Annotated in this window: 25 protein-coding genes; 6 read left to right on the top strand and 19 right to left on the bottom strand. The window is 45.2% G+C overall.

Annotated elements, in window-relative coordinates; translation table 11 throughout:
- Nucleotides 1-87: 87 nt before the first annotated feature.
- A complete protein-coding gene (locus AC07NA_RS07790) occupies nucleotides 88-303 on the bottom strand; it encodes a hypothetical protein (protein ID WP_494897078.1) in 216 nt (71 codons plus the stop codon).
- Between the two features lie 36 nt (nucleotides 304-339).
- Between AC07NA_RS07790 and AC07NA_RS07785 the strand changes: the two genes are divergently transcribed.
- Nucleotides 340-654, top strand: a complete 315-nt coding sequence (locus AC07NA_RS07785; protein WP_494897077.1) for a hypothetical protein — start codon at nucleotides 340-342, stop codon at nucleotides 652-654.
- Nucleotides 655-733: 79 nt separating this feature from the next.
- On the opposite strand, the gene AC07NA_RS07780 is transcribed toward AC07NA_RS07785, so the two are convergent.
- Together AC07NA_RS07780 and AC07NA_RS07775 are read right to left on the bottom strand one after the other, a co-directional pair.
- Nucleotides 734-1,051, bottom strand: a complete 318-nt coding sequence (locus AC07NA_RS07780; protein ID WP_494897076.1) for a hypothetical protein — start codon at nucleotides 1,049-1,051, stop codon at nucleotides 734-736.
- A gap of 126 nt (nucleotides 1,052-1,177) precedes the next feature.
- Nucleotides 1,178-1,615 carry a hypothetical protein gene (locus AC07NA_RS07775; RefSeq protein ID WP_494897075.1) on the bottom strand — a complete coding sequence of 146 codons (438 nt, stop codon included), beginning with the start codon at nucleotides 1,613-1,615 and terminating at the stop codon, nucleotides 1,178-1,180.
- 84 nt (nucleotides 1,616-1,699) lie between these two features.
- Between AC07NA_RS07775 and AC07NA_RS07770 the strand changes: the two genes are divergently transcribed.
- Together AC07NA_RS07770 and AC07NA_RS07765 are read left to right on the top strand one after the other, a co-directional pair.
- Nucleotides 1,700-1,849 (top strand): hypothetical protein, encoded by a 150-nt coding sequence (locus tag AC07NA_RS07770; RefSeq protein ID WP_494897074.1) that lies wholly within the window; start codon nucleotides 1,700-1,702, stop codon nucleotides 1,847-1,849.
- A gap of 64 nt (nucleotides 1,850-1,913) precedes the next feature.
- Complete coding sequence (locus tag AC07NA_RS07765; protein WP_494897072.1) at nucleotides 1,914-2,300, top strand: hypothetical protein; 387 nt, start codon at nucleotides 1,914-1,916, stop codon at nucleotides 2,298-2,300.
- Between the two features lie 53 nt (nucleotides 2,301-2,353).
- Here the strand turns inward: AC07NA_RS07765 and AC07NA_RS07760 are convergent, their stop codons facing one another.
- The 6 genes from AC07NA_RS07760 to AC07NA_RS07735 form a co-directional block, all read right to left on the bottom strand.
- Complete coding sequence (locus AC07NA_RS07760) at nucleotides 2,354-3,253, bottom strand: cation diffusion facilitator family transporter (protein ID WP_494897070.1); 900 nt, start codon at nucleotides 3,251-3,253, stop codon at nucleotides 2,354-2,356.
- 39 nt (nucleotides 3,254-3,292) lie between these two features.
- Complete coding sequence (locus AC07NA_RS07755) at nucleotides 3,293-3,766, bottom strand: VOC family protein (RefSeq protein WP_494897068.1); 474 nt, start codon at nucleotides 3,764-3,766, stop codon at nucleotides 3,293-3,295.
- 11 nt (nucleotides 3,767-3,777) lie between these two features.
- Nucleotides 3,778-4,662: an AraC family transcriptional regulator gene (locus AC07NA_RS07750; protein ID WP_494897066.1), complete on the bottom strand. Its 885-nt coding sequence runs from the start codon at nucleotides 4,660-4,662 to the stop codon at nucleotides 3,778-3,780.
- A 56-nt stretch (nucleotides 4,663-4,718) separates the two neighbouring features.
- The gene (locus tag AC07NA_RS07745; RefSeq protein ID WP_494897064.1) at nucleotides 4,719-6,026 is read right to left on the bottom strand and encodes a Gfo/Idh/MocA family protein; all 1,308 of its coding nucleotides are present in this window, start codon (nucleotides 6,024-6,026) and stop codon (nucleotides 4,719-4,721) included.
- Between the two features lie 35 nt (nucleotides 6,027-6,061).
- Nucleotides 6,062-6,391 carry a DUF3140 domain-containing protein gene (locus AC07NA_RS07740; RefSeq protein ID WP_494897062.1) on the bottom strand — a complete coding sequence of 110 codons (330 nt, stop codon included), beginning with the start codon at nucleotides 6,389-6,391 and terminating at the stop codon, nucleotides 6,062-6,064.
- Between the two features lie 69 nt (nucleotides 6,392-6,460).
- Nucleotides 6,461-6,916, bottom strand: coding sequence for a ferritin-like domain-containing protein (locus AC07NA_RS07735; RefSeq protein ID WP_494897060.1), 456 nt, complete (start codon nucleotides 6,914-6,916; stop codon nucleotides 6,461-6,463).
- A gap of 290 nt (nucleotides 6,917-7,206) precedes the next feature.
- Here AC07NA_RS07735 and AC07NA_RS07730 point away from each other — a divergent pair, with 290 nt between their 5' ends.
- Nucleotides 7,207-7,449 (top strand): hypothetical protein, encoded by a 243-nt coding sequence (locus AC07NA_RS07730; protein ID WP_494897058.1) that lies wholly within the window; start codon nucleotides 7,207-7,209, stop codon nucleotides 7,447-7,449.
- 320 nt (nucleotides 7,450-7,769) lie between these two features.
- On the opposite strand, the gene AC07NA_RS07725 is transcribed toward AC07NA_RS07730, so the two are convergent.
- The 3 genes from AC07NA_RS07725 to AC07NA_RS07715 form a co-directional block, all read right to left on the bottom strand.
- The gene (locus AC07NA_RS07725) at nucleotides 7,770-8,126 is read right to left on the bottom strand and encodes a PAS domain-containing protein (RefSeq protein WP_494897056.1); all 357 of its coding nucleotides are present in this window, start codon (nucleotides 8,124-8,126) and stop codon (nucleotides 7,770-7,772) included.
- A 24-nt stretch (nucleotides 8,127-8,150) separates the two neighbouring features.
- Complete coding sequence (locus AC07NA_RS07720; RefSeq protein WP_494897054.1) at nucleotides 8,151-8,441, bottom strand: transcriptional repressor; 291 nt, start codon at nucleotides 8,439-8,441, stop codon at nucleotides 8,151-8,153.
- A 73-nt stretch (nucleotides 8,442-8,514) separates the two neighbouring features.
- Nucleotides 8,515-8,670, bottom strand: coding sequence for a hypothetical protein (locus tag AC07NA_RS07715; protein WP_494897052.1), 156 nt, complete (start codon nucleotides 8,668-8,670; stop codon nucleotides 8,515-8,517).
- Between the two features lie 751 nt (nucleotides 8,671-9,421).
- Here AC07NA_RS07715 and AC07NA_RS07710 point away from each other — a divergent pair.
- Complete coding sequence (locus AC07NA_RS07710) at nucleotides 9,422-9,787, top strand: response regulator (RefSeq protein ID WP_345211838.1); 366 nt, start codon at nucleotides 9,422-9,424, stop codon at nucleotides 9,785-9,787.
- Nucleotides 9,788-10,185: 398 nt separating this feature from the next.
- Here AC07NA_RS07710 and AC07NA_RS07705 read toward each other — a convergent pair whose 3' ends face one another.
- Nucleotides 10,186-10,281 (bottom strand): hypothetical protein, encoded by a 96-nt coding sequence (locus AC07NA_RS07705; RefSeq protein WP_425562969.1) that lies wholly within the window; start codon nucleotides 10,279-10,281, stop codon nucleotides 10,186-10,188.
- Between the two features lie 119 nt (nucleotides 10,282-10,400).
- On the opposite strand from AC07NA_RS07705, the gene AC07NA_RS07700 reads away from it, so the two are divergent.
- Nucleotides 10,401-10,547: a hypothetical protein gene (locus AC07NA_RS07700; RefSeq protein ID WP_494897050.1), complete on the top strand. Its 147-nt coding sequence runs from the start codon at nucleotides 10,401-10,403 to the stop codon at nucleotides 10,545-10,547.
- 41 nt (nucleotides 10,548-10,588) lie between these two features.
- On the opposite strand, the gene AC07NA_RS07695 is transcribed toward AC07NA_RS07700, so the two are convergent.
- The 6 genes from AC07NA_RS07695 to AC07NA_RS07670 form a co-directional block, all read right to left on the bottom strand.
- Entirely contained in the window at nucleotides 10,589-10,969 is a 381-nt protein-coding gene (locus AC07NA_RS07695; protein WP_345211836.1) for a response regulator, read from the bottom strand.
- Complete coding sequence (locus tag AC07NA_RS07690) at nucleotides 10,944-12,500, bottom strand: PAS domain-containing sensor histidine kinase (protein ID WP_494897048.1); 1,557 nt, start codon at nucleotides 12,498-12,500, stop codon at nucleotides 10,944-10,946. The genes AC07NA_RS07695 and AC07NA_RS07690 overlap by 26 nt, the downstream gene beginning before the upstream one ends.
- 1,189 nt (nucleotides 12,501-13,689) lie before the next feature.
- Nucleotides 13,690-14,145, bottom strand: coding sequence for a hypothetical protein (locus tag AC07NA_RS07685; RefSeq protein WP_494897046.1), 456 nt, complete (start codon nucleotides 14,143-14,145; stop codon nucleotides 13,690-13,692).
- A gap of 1,532 nt (nucleotides 14,146-15,677) precedes the next feature.
- A complete protein-coding gene (locus AC07NA_RS07680; RefSeq protein ID WP_345211824.1) occupies nucleotides 15,678-15,989 on the bottom strand; it encodes a hypothetical protein in 312 nt (103 codons plus the stop codon).
- 180 nt (nucleotides 15,990-16,169) lie between these two features.
- Nucleotides 16,170-16,403, bottom strand: a complete 234-nt coding sequence (locus tag AC07NA_RS07675) for a hypothetical protein (protein WP_494897045.1) — start codon at nucleotides 16,401-16,403, stop codon at nucleotides 16,170-16,172.
- Between the two features lie 64 nt (nucleotides 16,404-16,467).
- Nucleotides 16,468-17,310, bottom strand: coding sequence for an RteC domain-containing protein (locus AC07NA_RS07670; protein WP_494897044.1), 843 nt, complete (start codon nucleotides 17,308-17,310; stop codon nucleotides 16,468-16,470).
- Nucleotides 17,311-17,402 lie beyond the last annotated feature (92 nt).

The raw sequence follows: 17,402 nt of genomic DNA, 5'->3' as shown, positions 1-17,402 counted from the left end.
CTGCTGATAGATAGGTTCGAACTCGGACATGGAAAAGGATAAATATGGATCAAATTTGCGGGATTAGATACGGGTTTTAATCAAATGTTACAAAACTGCAGGGTGCGGGTATTTAAATCCTGCTTCCTTAAAGACCCGGCTATCCTCCAACCTGGCGGTGTAAGCCAAACTTACGGTCACACCCGATGGTTTTAAGGGCAGGCGATCTGAAAACGGAGAAAGACGGGGAGGCGTACCCGGTATAGCGTGCACCTCCCCGTCTGGCATACTTTTAGCTGTAGCAAAATAATAATTACAGATCATGAAAGTAGTTTTTAAACAACCGGTCAAACATGCGTCATGCAGGATCGTTCAGTTGGCCCCTTTTTCTTTTCAGCCGTCCCTGCGGGATATTTATTATACCAAAAAAAGAATGGAGGAACGGCTAAAGGGAAACTGGCAGCAGTAAATGCCAGCCCGGGAGACGGTATTACCATGATATCATGTGTCGGGCTACACCTAAGGTATTTCCGGCAACAGCAAACCTGGTCCCGGCCAGGCTCAAAATACTTTGGGGATTTAACGCCAAAAGTCTCTTTTGCGTTGATGAATTATAACATTAATCCTAAAGAAAGAAAGTGTATTCACCAGAACCGCTTAGAAACTGGAAAATAAAAATCCGTATTTTGGTCGCGCCTGATCAGTCAGGTTTAATTAAAATCGGGTATATACTGTGTGGCGGGTACACCCTTTTTTATGCCTTGTAGTGACCGGAAAAATCGAACGGGTTGACCACCGCATCGAGGTAGGCCAGCAAAATAAAGCCAGGGACATTGACAAAGACAAGGAAATCGTCAATCCCTTCCGCCATGCGTGCCGGTTCCCTGCGGAGGTCGAACAAGGCATCGTAATCCATGAACCGGCCTGCCGGCCAGGCCCGCTGTGTCAGAGGTGTCAGCACGATACTGCGCCTGACCTTTTCCCGGTCAGGAGGATAGGTCTTGCAAAGGCAATACCGATAGCCCTGCCTGATCAGAAAATCGAGTAAGTCAGGTGTCAATAAAATGCGCATGGATAACAAGCCCTTTGTATTTACGTAGCCATATAACTGTAAACCAAATCATTGACCACAAAGTTTGCGCTGCATAGCATTTTTTTAGCAGACAGGGGCACCGGGATGCGGCAAATTTGAAAACGGTTAAGATGATCGCCAGATCTTGAAACAATTCTCATAGCTACCGTCCCGGTCTTTGATGATCAGCGACAGGTTTTCCTTGCGGATCGGGAAATGCTGTTCAACGGCCCGGTATATCTGCTGGAGCAGATGGACCAGCCGGTTTTCCACCTCAAAGCGGGAGATAGCGACAATGATCTGATTGGCAGCCGCCGTCACCGAAGCATCCGTGATCAGATCAGTTTTGATCAGCCGGGCGACAGCCGCAACGAGATCGGCGATTTGGGAAAGTTCAAGTGGGTTCATTTTCAGTTCAGTTAAGCATACAAACAAACAAACCGGCCAGGGCCTTTCGGCCCTGCTGCACAAATATAAAATACCTTCCATTATTCCTGCAAGTTCTACAGCATCTTTTCCAAAGGCTCTTATTACCTTAATATTATTTTTATTGGCAGATCTCATGCTGATGGATCACCGGCTGCAGGTTTACCGGGGTGCGCCTATTTGTCGTGTGCTCAAGGATAACCCTGCCATATCCCGGTGGTGATGATGTCGGCGACCATGGGGCTAAACGAAATAGCCGGAAAAGCCGGCGCAGACGCCGTGCTGTCCAAAGCCTTTGACCTGTCGGAATTGCTGGCGATTGTTTCCGGCTATACCGGAATCGACGCGCATTTTTTTTTGCAACATTCCTAAAAGTTGTATAAATTTACTTTTGCGAACTTTCCCCTGAGAACCAATCATCCTAAATGAAATAACAATGCCAGTGGTTTTTGTGCAATTGTGCGACCCGGAGATCCTCCATGTCGTGCAGATGATCCTTAACCTGGACGGGCTGGACGTGCATACCTTCACGGCGCCCGGTCCTGCTTTGATCCGGGCCGCCGCTATGCGGAAACCTGACCTGCTGATCCTGGATCATCAGCTGGATGGCGCAGCGTGCCTGGAAACTTTTTTGGAGATCAGTTCGGAAATGCCCGGTTTGCCGGTGGTCGTCGCCGGTTGCTCTTCGCTGGTTTCGGCATTTTGCCAACAACATGGTTTTTGCGATTTTATTGAAATGCCTTTTGACCTGCTGGTATTTTACGAAACGGTCATGCGATGTCTGCCGGAAGGCATCCGCCCGGCACACCCGCTGCCCCGCTGAACACGATTCCGGGTAAGGCTCGCTACCCTGGTGTGAAGATCCCCTTGTCCCGTTCAGGGTAGCACCGGCTCGATAAACACGTGGCGGTAATGCGGGTAGGCCTGCTGTACCTGTTCCCGGAGCTGCCGGATGACCCCTGCGATCTCATCGGCCTGTAAAGCAGGCTCGAAGACGACATCTGCCTGCAAAAGAACCTCTTCCGGCCCGAGATACATGGACCGTTGCCGGGTGGTTTTTTGCACGCCCGCCTGTTGCTCCATCAGCGCTTTAACCTCGGCCAGTTCATCGGCGGCCACGGTTTCCCCCATCAGGAGGCTCCGGCTTTCCCGGACAAGTAACACCGCTACCGCCGTCAGCAGCAGACCGATCAGGATCGATGCGATGCCGTCGATGAGGGGGTTATGCAGCAGCTGGCTAATCAGGATACCTGCGAAAGCGATGCTGATGCCGATCACGTCCGCCAGGTCCTCGAACAGTACAACGAAGGTTGCCGGGTCTTTACTGTTTTTTACCGCCCGCCAGAACGGTGTCCGGCCGCGCTGTTTATTAAAGGCGCGTAAGGCAGTGATGAGCGAGATACCGTCGAAAATAAAGGCGATAGCTAATACCACGTAGTTCCAGACCGGTTTGCGGATCGTTTCCGGGTGCTGCAGGTATAGGATGCCCTCATAAACCGACATCCCGCCGCCCAGCGCGAAAAAAAGCAACGAGACGATAAAGGCCCAGAAGTATAACTCTTTGCCATAGCCGAAAGGCCGCTGGTCATCGGGCGGTCTTTTGCTGCGGTTCAGCCGCAGCAAAAGGAGCACCTCGTTGCTGGTATCCACCAGCGAATGGATACCCTCAGAAGCCATGGCCGAGCTACCGGTAAAAGCAGCGGCGGTCAGCTTGGTCGCGGCAATGAGCAGGTTAGCGGCAAAGGCCGTATAGATCGGTGTTTTCGAGACAGGCATATGCTGTAAAGCAGCAAAGGTCCCGCTTTGTTTGCCCGCTTATTCCGCCGGTTCCCATAACTGGATCTTATTGCCTTCCGGGTCGAGGATATGCACGAATTTGCCATACTCGAATGTCTCCACCTGGTCGACAATGGCCACGTTTTCCTTTTTCAAATGCAGTACGAGTGCTTCCAGGTTCTCCACGCGGTAATTGATCATAAAATCTTTGGCCGAGGGTGCAAAGTATTTCGTGTCTTCCGGGAAGGGATTCCACTGCGTCAGTCCTTTTTTGGTAGTGTCTTCGGCATCCCGCCAGGCAAAGGTGGTACCATACGGGCTGGTATCAAAGCCCAGGTGCTCTTTATACCATTGGTTGATGGCTTTAGGATCTTTGCATTTAAAAAAGATCCCGCCGATTCCGGTTACTTTTTTCATAGGTTCTTTTTCGTTTTTATCTACACTGGTTTTGACCGCGTAACCCGCCAGGAAGGATGCGGCAATCAATGTTACGGTCAGGGCGTACTTTTTCATATTTATAAGGACTATCGTGTTAACGCTTTGACCGGGATCATGATGTCCAGTTCAAAATGCGCCCAGTCACCGATATGTTCCTTATCTAGGAACACTTCGATACCGGGCTGCAGGTCGCATTCATACGCACTGTTGATCAGCCAGCGGTCGAACAGGTAATTGAATGCCTGACCGACCAGGATCAGATCACCGGACACCCGGGTCACGGCGTACTTACAGGCGGGCAGGCGCATCGTCTCCACCGGCGCATCTTTGCTCACCCTGAAACCCGCCGGCAAGGTGATACAGGCTTCGTAGCGGTATTTGGCTTTCGGCGTGACCTCCGGATCATCCGGTGACATGCCAAAGATGGTTTCGTTCTCCAATAACTGCATCTCCCCGGCCCAGGCGGTCAGTTGTTCAAACGCCTGCAGGACGACACCTTCGCGGAAAGCGTCCGTTACGCGGATATACGCGATCCGCCTTTCGGGCAGCTGCCTGATCGTAACCGAAAATTCCTGCTCACAATGATAGGCGTCTACCGGGAATAAGTCTTTGCCGATCTTGCTGTTTTTGATTTCCGCACCTTTCCGGTATGCCCCTGGTGAGACCTCGAAATATTGGCTAAACAGGCGGGTCAGCGTGGAGGCCGAGGAAAAGCCGCAGGCCAGGGCGATATCGCGGATCGGGGTATGGGAGAAGCGCAGCAGCCGGGCGGCTTTTTCGCAGCGATCCCGGTTGCTGAATGCTTTGACGGTTTCACCGGTCACAGCGCGGAAGACCCGGTGGAAATGATACGGAGAATAACAGGCCACCTCTGCCAGCTGGGGCAGGGATATGGTTTCCCGGGTATGCGTGCGGATATAATCGATCACCCGGTCGATCCGGGCGCGGTAGTGCTCACTGGCTTTTTGCATGATCCATGACCGTCATCAGTTATGCTGCCAAAATAAGGTTTTCCGGTCAATATTCCTTAGCCTTCTGCCGGCGGGGGTCCCCTGAACGCGTCCAGCTTGTCGATCCGCTCCAGTTTTACGGGTTTACCGGTTTTGGCCGATTCGTAGATCGCTTCCAGCACCTTATGGTCCTGCAAGTCCTCCTCCCCCGGCGTAAACGGTACTTTATCATCCATGATGCAGGACGAAAAATGATCGATCTCCAGCGCGAACTGGTTACTGCCCCCTTTGCTGAGCTCCATTTTAACCTCCATACCGTCTTGTACCTGTGAAGCTTCCATCTTCAGCCCCTCATAACTGAATGCCGGGTCCAGGCCGAACCAGCCGCCGTTATCGGCATAGCAGCGGTAATGTTTGGCGTCGTGCACGCCATAGCTGCAGACATTATTGGCCACTGTGCCGCTGGGGAAAAACAGCTGGAACATCACGGTTTCCTCCACTTCTTTAAAGCGTTCGTCCCCCGGCGTGGAAAAGATACTGGCCAGCACGGTATGCGGCTCCTCCCCTGTCAGGAAGCGGTTGGTATTGCTGCAGTACAAACCGATGTCGGGCAGCGAGCCACCGCCCGCGAGTTTTTTATTCAGCCGCCATTGCCCGTAAGGCTCGGAATTCTGCACATTGACGCTGTCGATCAGTTTCACCTTGCCAAAACGCTTTTCGCGGGTCCATTTCATGGCCAAGCGGTTATGCGGCTCATATTGGATCCGGTAGGCGATCATCAGTTTTTTTCCGGCCTTTTTACAGGCGTCGATCATCTCCTGCGCCTCAGCGGAAGAATTCGACATGGGTTTTTCACAGAGCACATGTTTGCCGGCCTTCGCCGCGCGGATAGTGAATTCTTTGTGCATGCTGTTCGGCAGGACAATATAGACCGCGTCGATCTCCGGGTTATTCCTGATCTCGTCGTAGTTCTGGTAATTGTAGATGTTCTTTGGTTCTATCCCATATTGGACGGCTACGTTTTTAGCCTTCGCCGCATCGCCGCTGACCAGCGCGACAGGTTTGGAATAGTTACATTCGGCAAAGGCCGGCAGCAGTTGTTGCAGGGTAAGATTGCCCAAACCCACCAAGGCGTAGCCGATGCGTTTCGACGGCGGCGAGATCGCCGGCCATTTATCCTGCTTTTCGCTGGCCGCATGGATCGGCGGCAGTTCCACCTTGATCGCATCGGCCGTGCGTTTAGTATCCGCGGCGGCAGAAGTTTGCGCCTTTGCCCCCGCTGCAGGTAAAGCCCCGATAACGCCGGTGGCTATCATGGTCTTACCGGCCGTTTCGATAAAACTGCGCCGGCTATAGCCAGAAAGGGATTGTTCTGTTGTGTTCATAATGTCCTTGTTATAAATGGTACTGTCATGGCCGGCTATTTGGAATAATCATGTCCCCAGTTTCTCAGGGAATAATCCCAGTTGGAATCTTTCGGATGCGCAGGCTTTTGGGCCAGGTGGCGTTTCACATACCCATGGACCTTTTGCATGTGCTGATAATCACCCGCGGTCAGTTCGTCTTTCTTTTTATGCAATATCCGTGTAATATGCTCACCGGATTTATGACCGATCGACTCCCCGTCACCGCTATCCCAGCCGACCGATTTCGCTTCTGCTGTTTTCAGCCATTTTTCCAGTTCGGTGGCGGTCATATTCACCACCTGTTTAAATTCCTGGTAGATTGTTTCCTGTTCCTGATTATCCATCTTAAAAATTATTACTGCTAAAAAAGGCCGCTATACTTGCGTAAGCGGCCCTATTCTCCTGCCTTTAATTTACACTTTTGCCGCGTCACGCAGCGCTTTAATCTGGTCATGCGCTGCATTGATCTCCGACGCCTGATTGCGAATCATCGCTAAAGTTTCGACCGGTAATTCACCGTCAGTCAATACATCCTGGTAAGCTTTTTTGATCGCATCTTCACCGCGTTCTGCTTCCGACAGGATACTCGCACGATCGCTGCCGCCAAATAGCGCCTTCACGTCGATCCAGGCACGGTGCAGCGTACCGCCAACACTGTCGCCGGTTTCTACATCTTCAGGAGAGCCGACGATAGCGGCCAATTCCTGGCCATTCTTGCGGCTTTGTTCCGCATAGCCCTGAAAAATCGCTTTCAGGTCGATGTTCTCATCCCTGATATCGGCGATCGCTTTTTCAAAACCGGCTACGCGGTCATTATTAATTTCGATCAGGTCGTTCAGTACGCCTGTTGCATTCGCTGTAGTTGCCATGTTATTTTTTGTTTTCAATGATAGGCTGAACGTATACCTAATACCGTGCCAGATGAAAATTAATTTAAAATCTTAACCTAAAATTAATGGAACAAGGTTTGCTGTAAAACGGTAACACCAATCCTAAATGACCATGGCCGCTAAAAAGAAAAAAGATCCCTGCTGGACAGACTACAAAAAAGAAGGCACCAAGGAGAAAGACGGCAAAACCGTCCCCAATTGCGTCAAAAATTCTTCTAAAAAGGACTAAAAGTTCACCATCAGCTATTAACTACTTCAACATTCATCTTATGAAAAAATCAACCTCTATTATCCTGGCCACTGTGCTGAGTTTCGGCACGATGTCGGGCATGGCGCAAACCAGTGGCGGACAGCACCGGAAAACTAAAAAACATTCCAGCGAAAATACGCTGCGCGACACCAGTGGTTCCAGTGCCGCAGATACCAGCGGCATTAAGAAACACCCCGGGGGTAAACGTAAACACGCCATTATCGGCGCCAAGGAGGATTCGACCGGAAAAACCCGACAATAATCCATGATTCAAAACAGATATGCCGTATAAAACTGCTGCTATGCATTAAACCATGAAACTGTGTAAGTTTCTACGATCCGGCATTTCCTTCTAAAATCCGATCATGACCAATTATAACGACGTACTGATTCACGCTGTCCGTAAAGGCGAAACTGCCATTATTAAGGAACTGTTACAACAACAACCTAAAACTTTTAGGAGAGTGATTTCGTAAATCGATCAGGCGAATATGAAAAAAGAGAAAAATGAAAAGGGCGTAATTGATTTAAAGTACGCCCTTTTTTATTCACCAACCCGGTCATTCAATTTATGCGTGGTGATCAGCAAATAGCCCGGGCCTGATCCCTAGGCACCACATCCAGCTGCCACCAGCACTCCTCCCAGATTTGATCCAGCACAGCAGGGATATTACAATGAAATGGCAATGTCGTGAAGGCTTCGTTGGTTTCCATCGCCCGGAGCAGCGCCTTCAGTAAAACCCCTTCACCTCCCCCGGCCCTTTCCGGATCAAACGCTTCCCATAAGGTACAGCCCAATATATTACGATGGTGCGTATAGGTGGCCTGTTGATAAGCTTCATTGTAGGCCATGATAGTAAAATGTGGCGCATCTGCGCGCAGCAGGATCATCTGCTGCGTTGTTTCAGCCTTCAGGTGGATCAGGTGGAAGGGGAGCATATGTGGTACAAAATAATCACGTTATCAGTCCCTGTCGATTTCCGTTCCCCCCGTCGTATAGGTATAACTCCCGCCAGATGATTTATGCTTAGTCACGATGCCCTTAGTAACGAGTTGCCTCAGGCGATTATAAACGGTCGTAATGCTTATCGGAATTTTTTGTTCCTGCAAATGAAACAGGATATCCTCTGCACTCAAAGGCTCAGCTGAAAGCCGGATGACTGCAATCATCGAGGCATTCAATCTTTCAGATTTATCTTCCCGGATGGTTTTTCGGGACGAAGCGGAATGGTGAAATATACCGTTGTCGATCATATGCTTTAAGAACTTTCATTGGTGCAACTACTATAGTTACAAAAATATAGGCCCTTGTGTTTGCCGGCTGTGTTTAACCCAGGAACAAATGGGTTGTCCGGTGAAGCGATTCCTTGCTGTCTTTGGCGGCCGACAGGCATTTCTTCAGCAGATCCGTTACCTCTTTCGGGCAGATCCTGCTGCTCATTTTCCACCATAGATTAATAGTATCGACCGCTACACATTTCATGACGATAACAATAGCTGGCCTGTCAACGGCCAGACGGGTATTTAAAATGCCAGATATTACGAGGTAAAAAACCGCTAGGTCGACATCGGCTAATCGCTAATTGCATGGTATTCGATGTGATGAACCCAAAAATGGCATTGTAAACGACCGGGTAACGGCTGTTACTGGTGTGTGAGTCCTTTATTATCGCAGATACATCAACAAAAGGGGGAAAATCCATACTCCCTTCAGGAATATTATTTATTTTACGGCACTGATCAATTAGACAACATGTGGAGAGGCTACAACATTGTGCACCACGCCCGCGACCCCAACTAATGCACCCATTGAACCAGACCTTTTTGCCGCTGCGGCGTCAAACGGCACGATGCTGAATACGTAGCAGGTCACTGCTGATGAAAAACGTAATGTTTTGGCTGCCCTTAAGACGGTATTATTACCTGAAATGAGATGCATATCTTGACAATCAATCATCAGTCTGCGAAACGACAGTTACCGCTTTCCAGATCTGACGAATACCCGTAGCGTTTCTACGACACCGCTGTTGCATTTGCCGGCAATTCACTTCCATGATTTGATCGAAAATGCGGGACGCTACCGCAGCCTGCGCCGTTCATCAAAAAATAAAAGGACTGCCGCAGAATATTTCCATCCGGGCTATATTGCATGTTGAAACTATCGGCATATTTTACTTCTAATTGATTTATTTAACCCAGGTATTATTGTACTTTTGCGTCATTTGATTGACGCTATGCCCAAAACGATATTAATTGCCGAGGATGATAATGACATCCTGGATATTATGACTTTTCTGTTCAACGATGAAAATTACCGCGTAATCAAATCATCCGGAAACGATACGATTGCACAGGCGCTGATTTATCTTCCGGACCTGATCATCCTGGATCACCGCTTGGGTTCCTGCTGGGGTGCCGATCTTTGCCGCGAACTGAAAATGGATGAGCGAACCCGGCACATTCCCGTAATAATCATGTCGGCGACCATGCACCTGGAAGAAACGGGCCAGTCGGCAGGTGCAGATGCGATCCTGGCAAAACCGTTCGATATGACCGAAGTTCTGGCGCTGGTCAAAACCCAGCTGCAATCAATGCGTTGATGCTTCCGTTATGTAATCAACCGGAGAACCTACACAACGTTTTGATATGAATACGAAAAGAAGAACTATACTTCTTTACTTGAGCTAGTTTTCCATGGGAAATGGCATAATCATCAAGTTAAGTGTGCCTTATCGCTAAATTCTGCTTAGCTGATATGAATACCGTCTCAACCAGGGTTTGCCGCCGTTGGTCAAGGGTAACAGCTATTTTGACAATTTAAATTATCTTGTCGGATGACGGCCATCTGGATTGTTTATATCTTTTACTGATTTTAATCAGACTTATTTGCTTTTTCCTGCTGCATTTGAAATTAATTTCCTTTTGCGATGTCAGCTGCTGAAAATTGGTGGATCTCCACTGCACTCTTGCCCGCCACATTTAAAGCTGGACAACTCATTCATTTCGCATTAGTTGAATCACCTGTGTCTGAACTACAGAATTGTATTTTGATGGCATCAAACGGACTTCTGCCTTTCCAAGCTGTTTTTATGATCCGGTCCGTATCAAGGGCGTTAAAGTAAATGACCTTATTCGTATAGTTGGCATGCGCTCCACTGTCAGGTTTTTAATTTCTACCCTGCTGCCAATTCTTTTCTTCTCACAGTGTTCCAGATGAAAATTCTCCAGCTTTTGCAGCAGGTATTGCTAAGTAAACTTTTCGGCAACTGTGAGCCTGCCGGTGATGATCTTCCGCTGCGCTTCCAGGCCACGGCATGGGCAGGGGCTTTAGCGTCTACTAATTTTTTAAGCACATCATAAATGCGCCGACGTTTGCCGGGATCTTCCGTACCATTATGATTTTATGCAGCAATTATTTCCTGCACGCGGTTAACCAACAGGTCCAAGTCGAACGGTTTTGCCATAAAGAAATCGGCGCCCGCTTCATTGGCTATTTTCTCTCCTTCACGGCTTGCAGATATCACGATCACCGGCAGGCTTTGTGTTTCCGGGTTTTTCCGCAAAGTCCGCAGAACTTGATCACCAGACAATACAGGCATCCAAAGATCAAGCAGGATGAGGTCAGGCTGTTGCTTTTCGATCGTCTCATAAATTTGCAGGCTATTTTTGACCGGGATGATTCGGTAACCTGTTTCTTCTAATATCAGCTCCAATATATCCAGGATCCCCTCATCATCATCGCAGATCAAAATCGTTTTATTGCTCATCTGGCTTCCTTTCATCCAAAGGTAGGGTAAAGCTAAATGTTGAACCCTGGCCCGGTTCACTTTCCACCCAAAGCGTCCCGCCATGATTTTTGATGATCTGGTCGCAGACGTAAAGTCCGATACCCATTCCAGGAAAACGCTGCTGTATCTCCCCGACCCGATAGAAGCGATCAAAGATCTTTTTCTGCTCCTCTATTTTTATCCCCATACCTTTATCTGACACGGATACTTTCAAAAAGTTGCTGACCCGAGATAAATAAACTTCCACCTCCCCGGATTCCGGCGCATATTTGATCGCATTCGATAACAAATTATTGATGACCTGGACAATATGTGATTCGTCACCTGTATAACTGTTCGTGGCCTTGCCACGTACGATGACCCGGTGCGTTTTCGTAGCGCTTTGAATATTGTCGACCGCTTCGTGTATAGCCCTGTCGAAATCAAAAGTCTCCTTGTGCAGTTCGATGTTACCGGTCTGTATCTTTGACATGTCCAAAAGCTCAGCGATCAAAGAATTCAAACGCTCGACATACACGCCGGTTTTCCGCAGGATATCTTTGAATTTATCGCCGACCGTATCGGGTAGTAAGCGCTGCATGACCTGGACGTATCCTTTTATCGTCGTCAGCGGTGTTTTTAATTCATGACTTGCGATAGACAGGAAATCATCCTTCCGCCTTTCAATTTCGCGCCTGTCCGTGATGTCTTCAATCGCGATCAATATGCGGTCTTTATATTGCCCTTCAAGTTCTATGCGGTGGGCATTCAACAACATTAATTTCTTGCCAATATGCGGGAAGTCATGTTCTACCTCAAACTCCTCCACCGGGTTATTAGTCGGCAAAATATTTTCCAGTAATTCTTTAAGTTTGGGAATATCCCATTGACCGTTCCCTAATTCATAAAGCAGCTTACCCTCGGTTTCCTCCTTGGTTACCTTAAAAGTTTTTAAAAAGTGATCATTTACACTTAATACTTTAAAACCCGGATTTAGCACCACGAGGCTTTCCCTGACCGTCTGAACAATACTTGACAAATAATCCTCACTTTCCCGCAAGCTTTTAGTGCGCTCTTGGATCTGCGCTTCCATGATCGACTGTTGGTGCAGTAATTCCTGTTCCGCTTTCTTACGACGGGTGATATCATTTTGCACCCCAATGAAATAACAAACATTACCACGGGCATCCTTGATAGGCGACATATAAAGTTCGTTCCAGAAAAGGGTACCATTTTTCTGGTAGTTACGCATTTCTACGACACATTCTGTCCCGTCTTCTACAGCCTTTTTAAGGATGAGCCTCTGTTTCTGATTGCGGTCTTCTTTTTGCAGAAATCTGCAGTTATGACCGATGATCTCATGGCGCTGGTATCCGCTAATGCGCTCAAAGGCTTTATTACAATAGATGATGGGATTGTCCGGTTGCTGGTTATCTGTTAAAATGACCCCGGAAATCGATGAATCCAATGCCTGGATCAGCAATGAAAGATCCTTTTTTACTGTCTCGTTGGAAAATGAAAATTCCCCGTTTTTTAAACTATCCAATTTGTACCCTTTTTATTTGTTTTCCGAACGTTACAAACGCTTTGCCATTCATATAAAGCATCAATGAAAACACGGATTTAAATTAAGATGCACATAAATTCTTGGCGCAATTCAAACATTGGGGTAAAGTCTGAAACACTGACTGGTCAGCGGTGTCCCCATATTTAAACAAAGTGTATGATTTCTCGATACTGAATTAACTGACATTTCTCAACTTTAACCCATTTCTTCATTCTTCAATACACCTTAGGTAAAGCCGTAATAGATTTTAGATTATCAAAGCGATACTTTACCTTTCCGCATTATTTAAAAATTCAACTTTGTCAAGTTTGGATCATATGGTTTACCGTTTAACCTGTATTCTTCACTCATGTAACTAAAAACATATCAATTGTTAAAAAACAAGAAAAAACATCCTGGAGCTTTGGATGATCCTTGATAAGTCACCGATGTTGTTGTATTTAATATGGTGACGGAACTGTAATTATAGGATACAAGTTTACCGCTATTGATACCAATGGACGGTATAAATATTAGTATGTCAAAAAAATCCTCTTTGATGGAAAATAAATGCCCGAACTCTTGATCACTATTTTGATAACTTGGAAATGTTATGAACCTATCAGGCTGGTATTCCCAAGTGCCGATTAATAAATCTTGTAATTTTTGGAAATGTTATGAACCTATCAGGCTGGTATTCCCAAGTGCCGATTAATAAATCTTGTAATTTTTCAATTTCAGAATTCATAAGATAAGGTCGATTATTGCTTTATTAAAATAAGATATAATATTTAGGTTGAGTTATCTTTAGGAATTAAAAATGATATTAAAATATGGTATTCATGATAGAAGTTATAAATCCATAATTTCTAGACGGATAGAGCCAACAATTTCAGGTGAAGTATGTTAAACCTAAAGTTTAATTAACAAGCTGTGGATAACCCACATATTTGTTTCGTCAATCGGTTATTCTGTGGTAAGATGCCGATATAATCCCTGAACAGCGAGTGCTTCGGGGATTATTTTTTTACCTATTAAGCACGGCTAATTTGATTTTTAAAAGTAGATTTTTAAACTTTGTCTATGCCTGTCAACGGGCAGGACGTAACTTATAACAGATTCCACTCGGCGTAGCGGTACGCTGAGTGGAGTTATTTGTGAACAGAAAAAAAGAGCAGCTAATACTATCCTAATCAAGTAAATTGATTAGCAATTGAGATTTAGCTAATTGCAATAAACTTCCGTAAATCAATGCTACGAATATCATTATGAAATGCCAATTAGGTATTTCATAAACATTCATTTCTTCGTAAATCAATAAATTGAATACGCCGAAGAACATCATGCAGGTAACTATTATAAGACCTGGTGCGAGTGAATCTGACTTGAAGATTTTTAAGGGCACATTAAAAACACTAAATCGTGTCAGGGCAAAGCAGCCAAAATAAATTAATGGTGCTATAAAAAAGCATCCCCACATAGAGACATAGATAAAAAACAATTGGGAAAGAGCGATTAACACACTGTAACCTATCGCAATTGTAGAAATTGAAAGTAATACAGCTAATATATTTGTAGTAAAAAACTTCATAAACAAAATCAAAGTGGTAACCATCTTTTGATAAATTTGTTCTTGTGACTGCACTACTAATATATTTTAAAGTCCCTCAGCTGGTTAGGACTACAAACACTAAAGTTCAAATCATATTCCCTGTTCCTTACTCTTTGGACATTACTTAATATTAAAGGATGTAGGACATTATAAGTATCATTAAAAGAAACATCATCGGGCAATTCAACAATTAATACCCCCTTCATTGATAACTATCCTATCCCAATATACGGGCGGTAATTCCTGTTTTAAATAAACCATTATACGGTTCAAATATTCAATCTCTGTCATTTGCAGACAACATACTAAAAATCAATTTCAGGTTCAATACACGGGTAAATAAATTCTCCATTTTGTTTTTCATTCTGGATTAGACAATCACTTCCTTGATAGAACAATGCGGGTATCAAAATGAATGATGCAAGTAATTTGGTTCTGTTCCTGATTTTTAATAAAATTTATCTAAACCAAACCTTATTTAGTTTTGTATATTAAACCAAGCTTTAAACATATGGCAGCAGTATTGGTAATTTCAACCATCGCAGGAGTACTTATTTACATCACACGTTTTAGAATTAACTAGGATTATTTCAATATGAAATGTGGGTTTATGCCTTTGCCCAATATGATATCAGTGTCTGGATGCTCATCTATTTTTGACATAGGTACATATACTGCGATTATGGTCCCGGCTAAAAGGCACGCCATCAAGATTGTCTTTTTCATATTTTTAAAAATTAACAAAAAGTTAAACAACCGAAAGTTGCAAACCCGCTTAAATAAAGATAATCATAAGCTTATACATTGAAATAAAAGTCAATTGACCAAAATATAAAAAAGGTGGCTTTATGAAAACCACCTTTGAATTGCGGATCGGCTAAAACTTGTTATTTTAACTATTAACGGGGTATTATTGTAAAAAGTGTCGTAAAAACCTCCGGTACACTCGCTGACCGGAGATTTCTTTGTTATGGACAATTATGAACTATTGTACAAAAACTTAAAACTGGATGCCCTCCCCAATGCAGACCATCCTAAACCTTAAACTTCAAAATTATTTGTTCCGATATCGATGGTGTCTTATACGTAATACACATTTAATAGTTATAAAATAAAATCCCCAGAACACTCGCTGCCTGGGGATTTAAACCTAAACCTTATCACGCAATGCAGTTTTGGATACATTGCATAGCAAACTTAGGTATTGTTATTTTAACATCCGGTTAACGCAAATTTAAAAGTCACCATTATACGTGAGATGGCTGCAATTTATGGAACGTATTGCCCCTGTCTGTAAATCGATTTCAATATATTAACAAGATGAATGCTTATAAACACCAAGACGTGTATAAGTCGTCAGTAATTAAGCATATCTTACTTATTATATCTATTTCTTCCTTATTACTGCTCTTTAAATGATAGGTAGGCACCTTGCTTACCGTTTTGATAGGTTAGGTTAAAAGTCTTTTGGCACGGGCGCAAGGGACTTTTTCTTCTCGCAATGTCGAGATTAATAAGGGCCACTACATTTATCACCATATGCGCCTTGAAATAAACATTAAAGACTAATGGATCACGATCCTCAAGCGGTGAGCTGGACGGGGATCCATCGTCCGGACTTCCATTTCTGGGTAATCAAGCAACCGGGCATACCAAAGCACCGCCCCGCTGATCAGGTCAATGTCCTTTACTGTCCATCCATCCGTTTCAAAGGCCAGCCATTCACCATGATCGTCACCAAAAATATGGATCTCCCCTCTTTTAGGTTCAAATCCCTCCGTCTCCAGGTTAAACACATTGACGCGCAGCCCGCTTTGCCCGTGAACGATAATGTCACGATGAGCGTTTTCCAAAAGATAATAGGTGGTTGACCGCATGGCACATGAATGTAAAAGGAGTGAATGGTAACTGACCTTTATTATTAGGCATTTAACTATATATTTGTATTTGCACTGATCCTGCCAGGCGTAAAGAAATTTATTTCATTTCCAATAGCCATAGCTAAATCCAAGCATACCACTAAAAAATTACAACACGACAACCCATATAGCTAAGTCTTAGTCTTCGGGACCAATAAGGCTGTGGTCGCCATCATCTTCCGGCTCTGTCTCCATGTCACTGTTATCTGTAGCACTGCCGGTTATCGTTTGGTGCCCAAGTTCCGGAAAACTTTCCTGCTCATGAGCGGTTATTTTGTCTTTATGCAGGCTATCTCCGTCATTATTCTCCTCTATAAAATCAGGTACGATGTCCTTGTTGATGTTTTCCTTATCAGGCGTTTGAGTTTCCATAGCAATTTAAGTTTAAGATAAAACGGTCAACCTAATTTCTTGTTTGCAGAAATTCACAACGGGCTCACCTGGCACTGTCTTGGTGTATTTTCTCTAGGATAGCCTTCCGCATTTGTTCTATGAATTGGGTTTGGCTGGTTCGTTTCCGACTTTCAATTTCGGTAAAACGCCGCTGAACGATTCCTACTTTCAATTGTAAACTTTCCTCCAGCCAGCGGACGATCTGGTTCAGGCTTACGTTACCGTTATTGATCTGCCCGGTCAGCCAGATGCCGTAAGCCAGTTCCACGATATTAACCACGGCACCGGTCCACTTCAACATACCCTTAAATTCAACATGCTTAGTGGGGTTCGTACGGCCAGGACTGGAAATCTGTTCCAAAATTATCTCCCGCAATTGTTCGTAAGCTCTAAATTTCGCAAAAAGATAATCCAGCCCCGTGGATAGGTCTGTGTATAATTCAGGGAATTCTGATTGATAAACCATTGCTGCCTTTGGTCCACGCAGGAAGTATACCTGGTCCAGTTCATCCCCACCATAACGATAGTAATCATAATAAAAGGAATAACGTTCAAAATACAGGTTAACACGTATAAGTTCGGATTCCAGGTACCGGCCAACCTGCTCATCCGTTCCTATAGGCATCGATTTGAGGAAGCGCGCGTGCATGACTTCAAAAATATGCCTGCTGTAAAACATTGGCTTTGTTTCTTTAAAAAAAAGAATTTCCTCACTTATGGATTCAAAGGAATAGCTGCCGAGATACGTGCGTAGTTCCACCAAATACTGCCGGATAATGTTGATCCGTTCCGTTAACATTATTAGTGAACCGCTTGCCGGTTCGCCCCTTTTTTCCAGCTCTCCTAACATTTGTTCAAAAACCTTGCGGCTCCACTCATTGATCATAGTATGCCCTCCATATTTTAAGTAAAATCAAAGATTGCCTTAGACGAAATAATTAATAAACTTATACACTCTCGTCAAATTCGTGTAACAGC

Source organism: Mucilaginibacter sp. GW821-FHT07G05 (assembly GCF_059418565.1).
The sequence above is the reverse complement of the archived record's forward strand: the minus strand, read 5'-3'. Positions and strand labels throughout refer to the sequence as shown.

What these genes read in the sequence shown, in the direction of transcription:
- AC07NA_RS07790 (WP_494897078.1), bottom strand. Translation starts at nt 303, where the DNA reads ATGATCTGTAATTATTATTTTGCTACAGCTAAAAGTATGCCAGACGGG.
- AC07NA_RS07785 (WP_494897077.1), top strand. Translation starts at nt 340, where the DNA reads ATGCAGGATCGTTCAGTTGGCCCCTTTTTCTTTTCAGCCGTCCCTGCG.
- AC07NA_RS07780 (WP_494897076.1), bottom strand. Translation starts at nt 1,051, where the DNA reads ATGCGCATTTTATTGACACCTGACTTACTCGATTTTCTGATCAGGCAG.
- AC07NA_RS07775 (WP_494897075.1), bottom strand. Translation starts at nt 1,615, where the DNA reads ATGAGATCTGCCAATAAAAATAATATTAAGGTAATAAGAGCCTTTGGA.
- AC07NA_RS07770 (WP_494897074.1), top strand. Translation starts at nt 1,700, where the DNA reads ATGATGTCGGCGACCATGGGGCTAAACGAAATAGCCGGAAAAGCCGGC.
- AC07NA_RS07765 (WP_494897072.1), top strand. Translation starts at nt 1,914, where the DNA reads ATGCCAGTGGTTTTTGTGCAATTGTGCGACCCGGAGATCCTCCATGTC.
- AC07NA_RS07760 (WP_494897070.1), bottom strand. Translation starts at nt 3,253, where the DNA reads ATGCCTGTCTCGAAAACACCGATCTATACGGCCTTTGCCGCTAACCTG.
- AC07NA_RS07755 (WP_494897068.1), bottom strand. Translation starts at nt 3,766, where the DNA reads ATGAAAAAGTACGCCCTGACCGTAACATTGATTGCCGCATCCTTCCTG.
- AC07NA_RS07750 (WP_494897066.1), bottom strand. Translation starts at nt 4,662, where the DNA reads ATGCAAAAAGCCAGTGAGCACTACCGCGCCCGGATCGACCGGGTGATC.
- AC07NA_RS07745 (WP_494897064.1), bottom strand. Translation starts at nt 6,026, where the DNA reads ATGAACACAACAGAACAATCCCTTTCTGGCTATAGCCGGCGCAGTTTT.
- AC07NA_RS07740 (WP_494897062.1), bottom strand. Translation starts at nt 6,391, where the DNA reads ATGGATAATCAGGAACAGGAAACAATCTACCAGGAATTTAAACAGGTG.
- AC07NA_RS07735 (WP_494897060.1), bottom strand. Translation starts at nt 6,916, where the DNA reads ATGGCAACTACAGCGAATGCAACAGGCGTACTGAACGACCTGATCGAA.
- AC07NA_RS07730 (WP_494897058.1), top strand. Translation starts at nt 7,207, where the DNA reads ATGAAAAAATCAACCTCTATTATCCTGGCCACTGTGCTGAGTTTCGGC.
- AC07NA_RS07725 (WP_494897056.1), bottom strand. Translation starts at nt 8,126, where the DNA reads ATGCTCCCCTTCCACCTGATCCACCTGAAGGCTGAAACAACGCAGCAG.
- AC07NA_RS07720 (WP_494897054.1), bottom strand. Translation starts at nt 8,441, where the DNA reads ATGATCGACAACGGTATATTTCACCATTCCGCTTCGTCCCGAAAAACC.
- AC07NA_RS07715 (WP_494897052.1), bottom strand. Translation starts at nt 8,670, where the DNA reads ATGAAATGTGTAGCGGTCGATACTATTAATCTATGGTGGAAAATGAGC.
- AC07NA_RS07710 (WP_345211838.1), top strand. Translation starts at nt 9,422, where the DNA reads ATGCCCAAAACGATATTAATTGCCGAGGATGATAATGACATCCTGGAT.
- AC07NA_RS07700 (WP_494897050.1), top strand. Translation starts at nt 10,401, where the DNA reads ATGAAAATTCTCCAGCTTTTGCAGCAGGTATTGCTAAGTAAACTTTTC.
- AC07NA_RS07695 (WP_345211836.1), bottom strand. Translation starts at nt 10,969, where the DNA reads ATGAAAGGAAGCCAGATGAGCAATAAAACGATTTTGATCTGCGATGAT.
- AC07NA_RS07680 (WP_345211824.1), bottom strand. Translation starts at nt 15,989, where the DNA reads ATGCGGTCAACCACCTATTATCTTTTGGAAAACGCTCATCGTGACATT.
- AC07NA_RS07675 (WP_494897045.1), bottom strand. Translation starts at nt 16,403, where the DNA reads ATGGAAACTCAAACGCCTGATAAGGAAAACATCAACAAGGACATCGTA.
- AC07NA_RS07670 (WP_494897044.1), bottom strand. Translation starts at nt 17,310, where the DNA reads ATGATCAATGAGTGGAGCCGCAAGGTTTTTGAACAAATGTTAGGAGAG.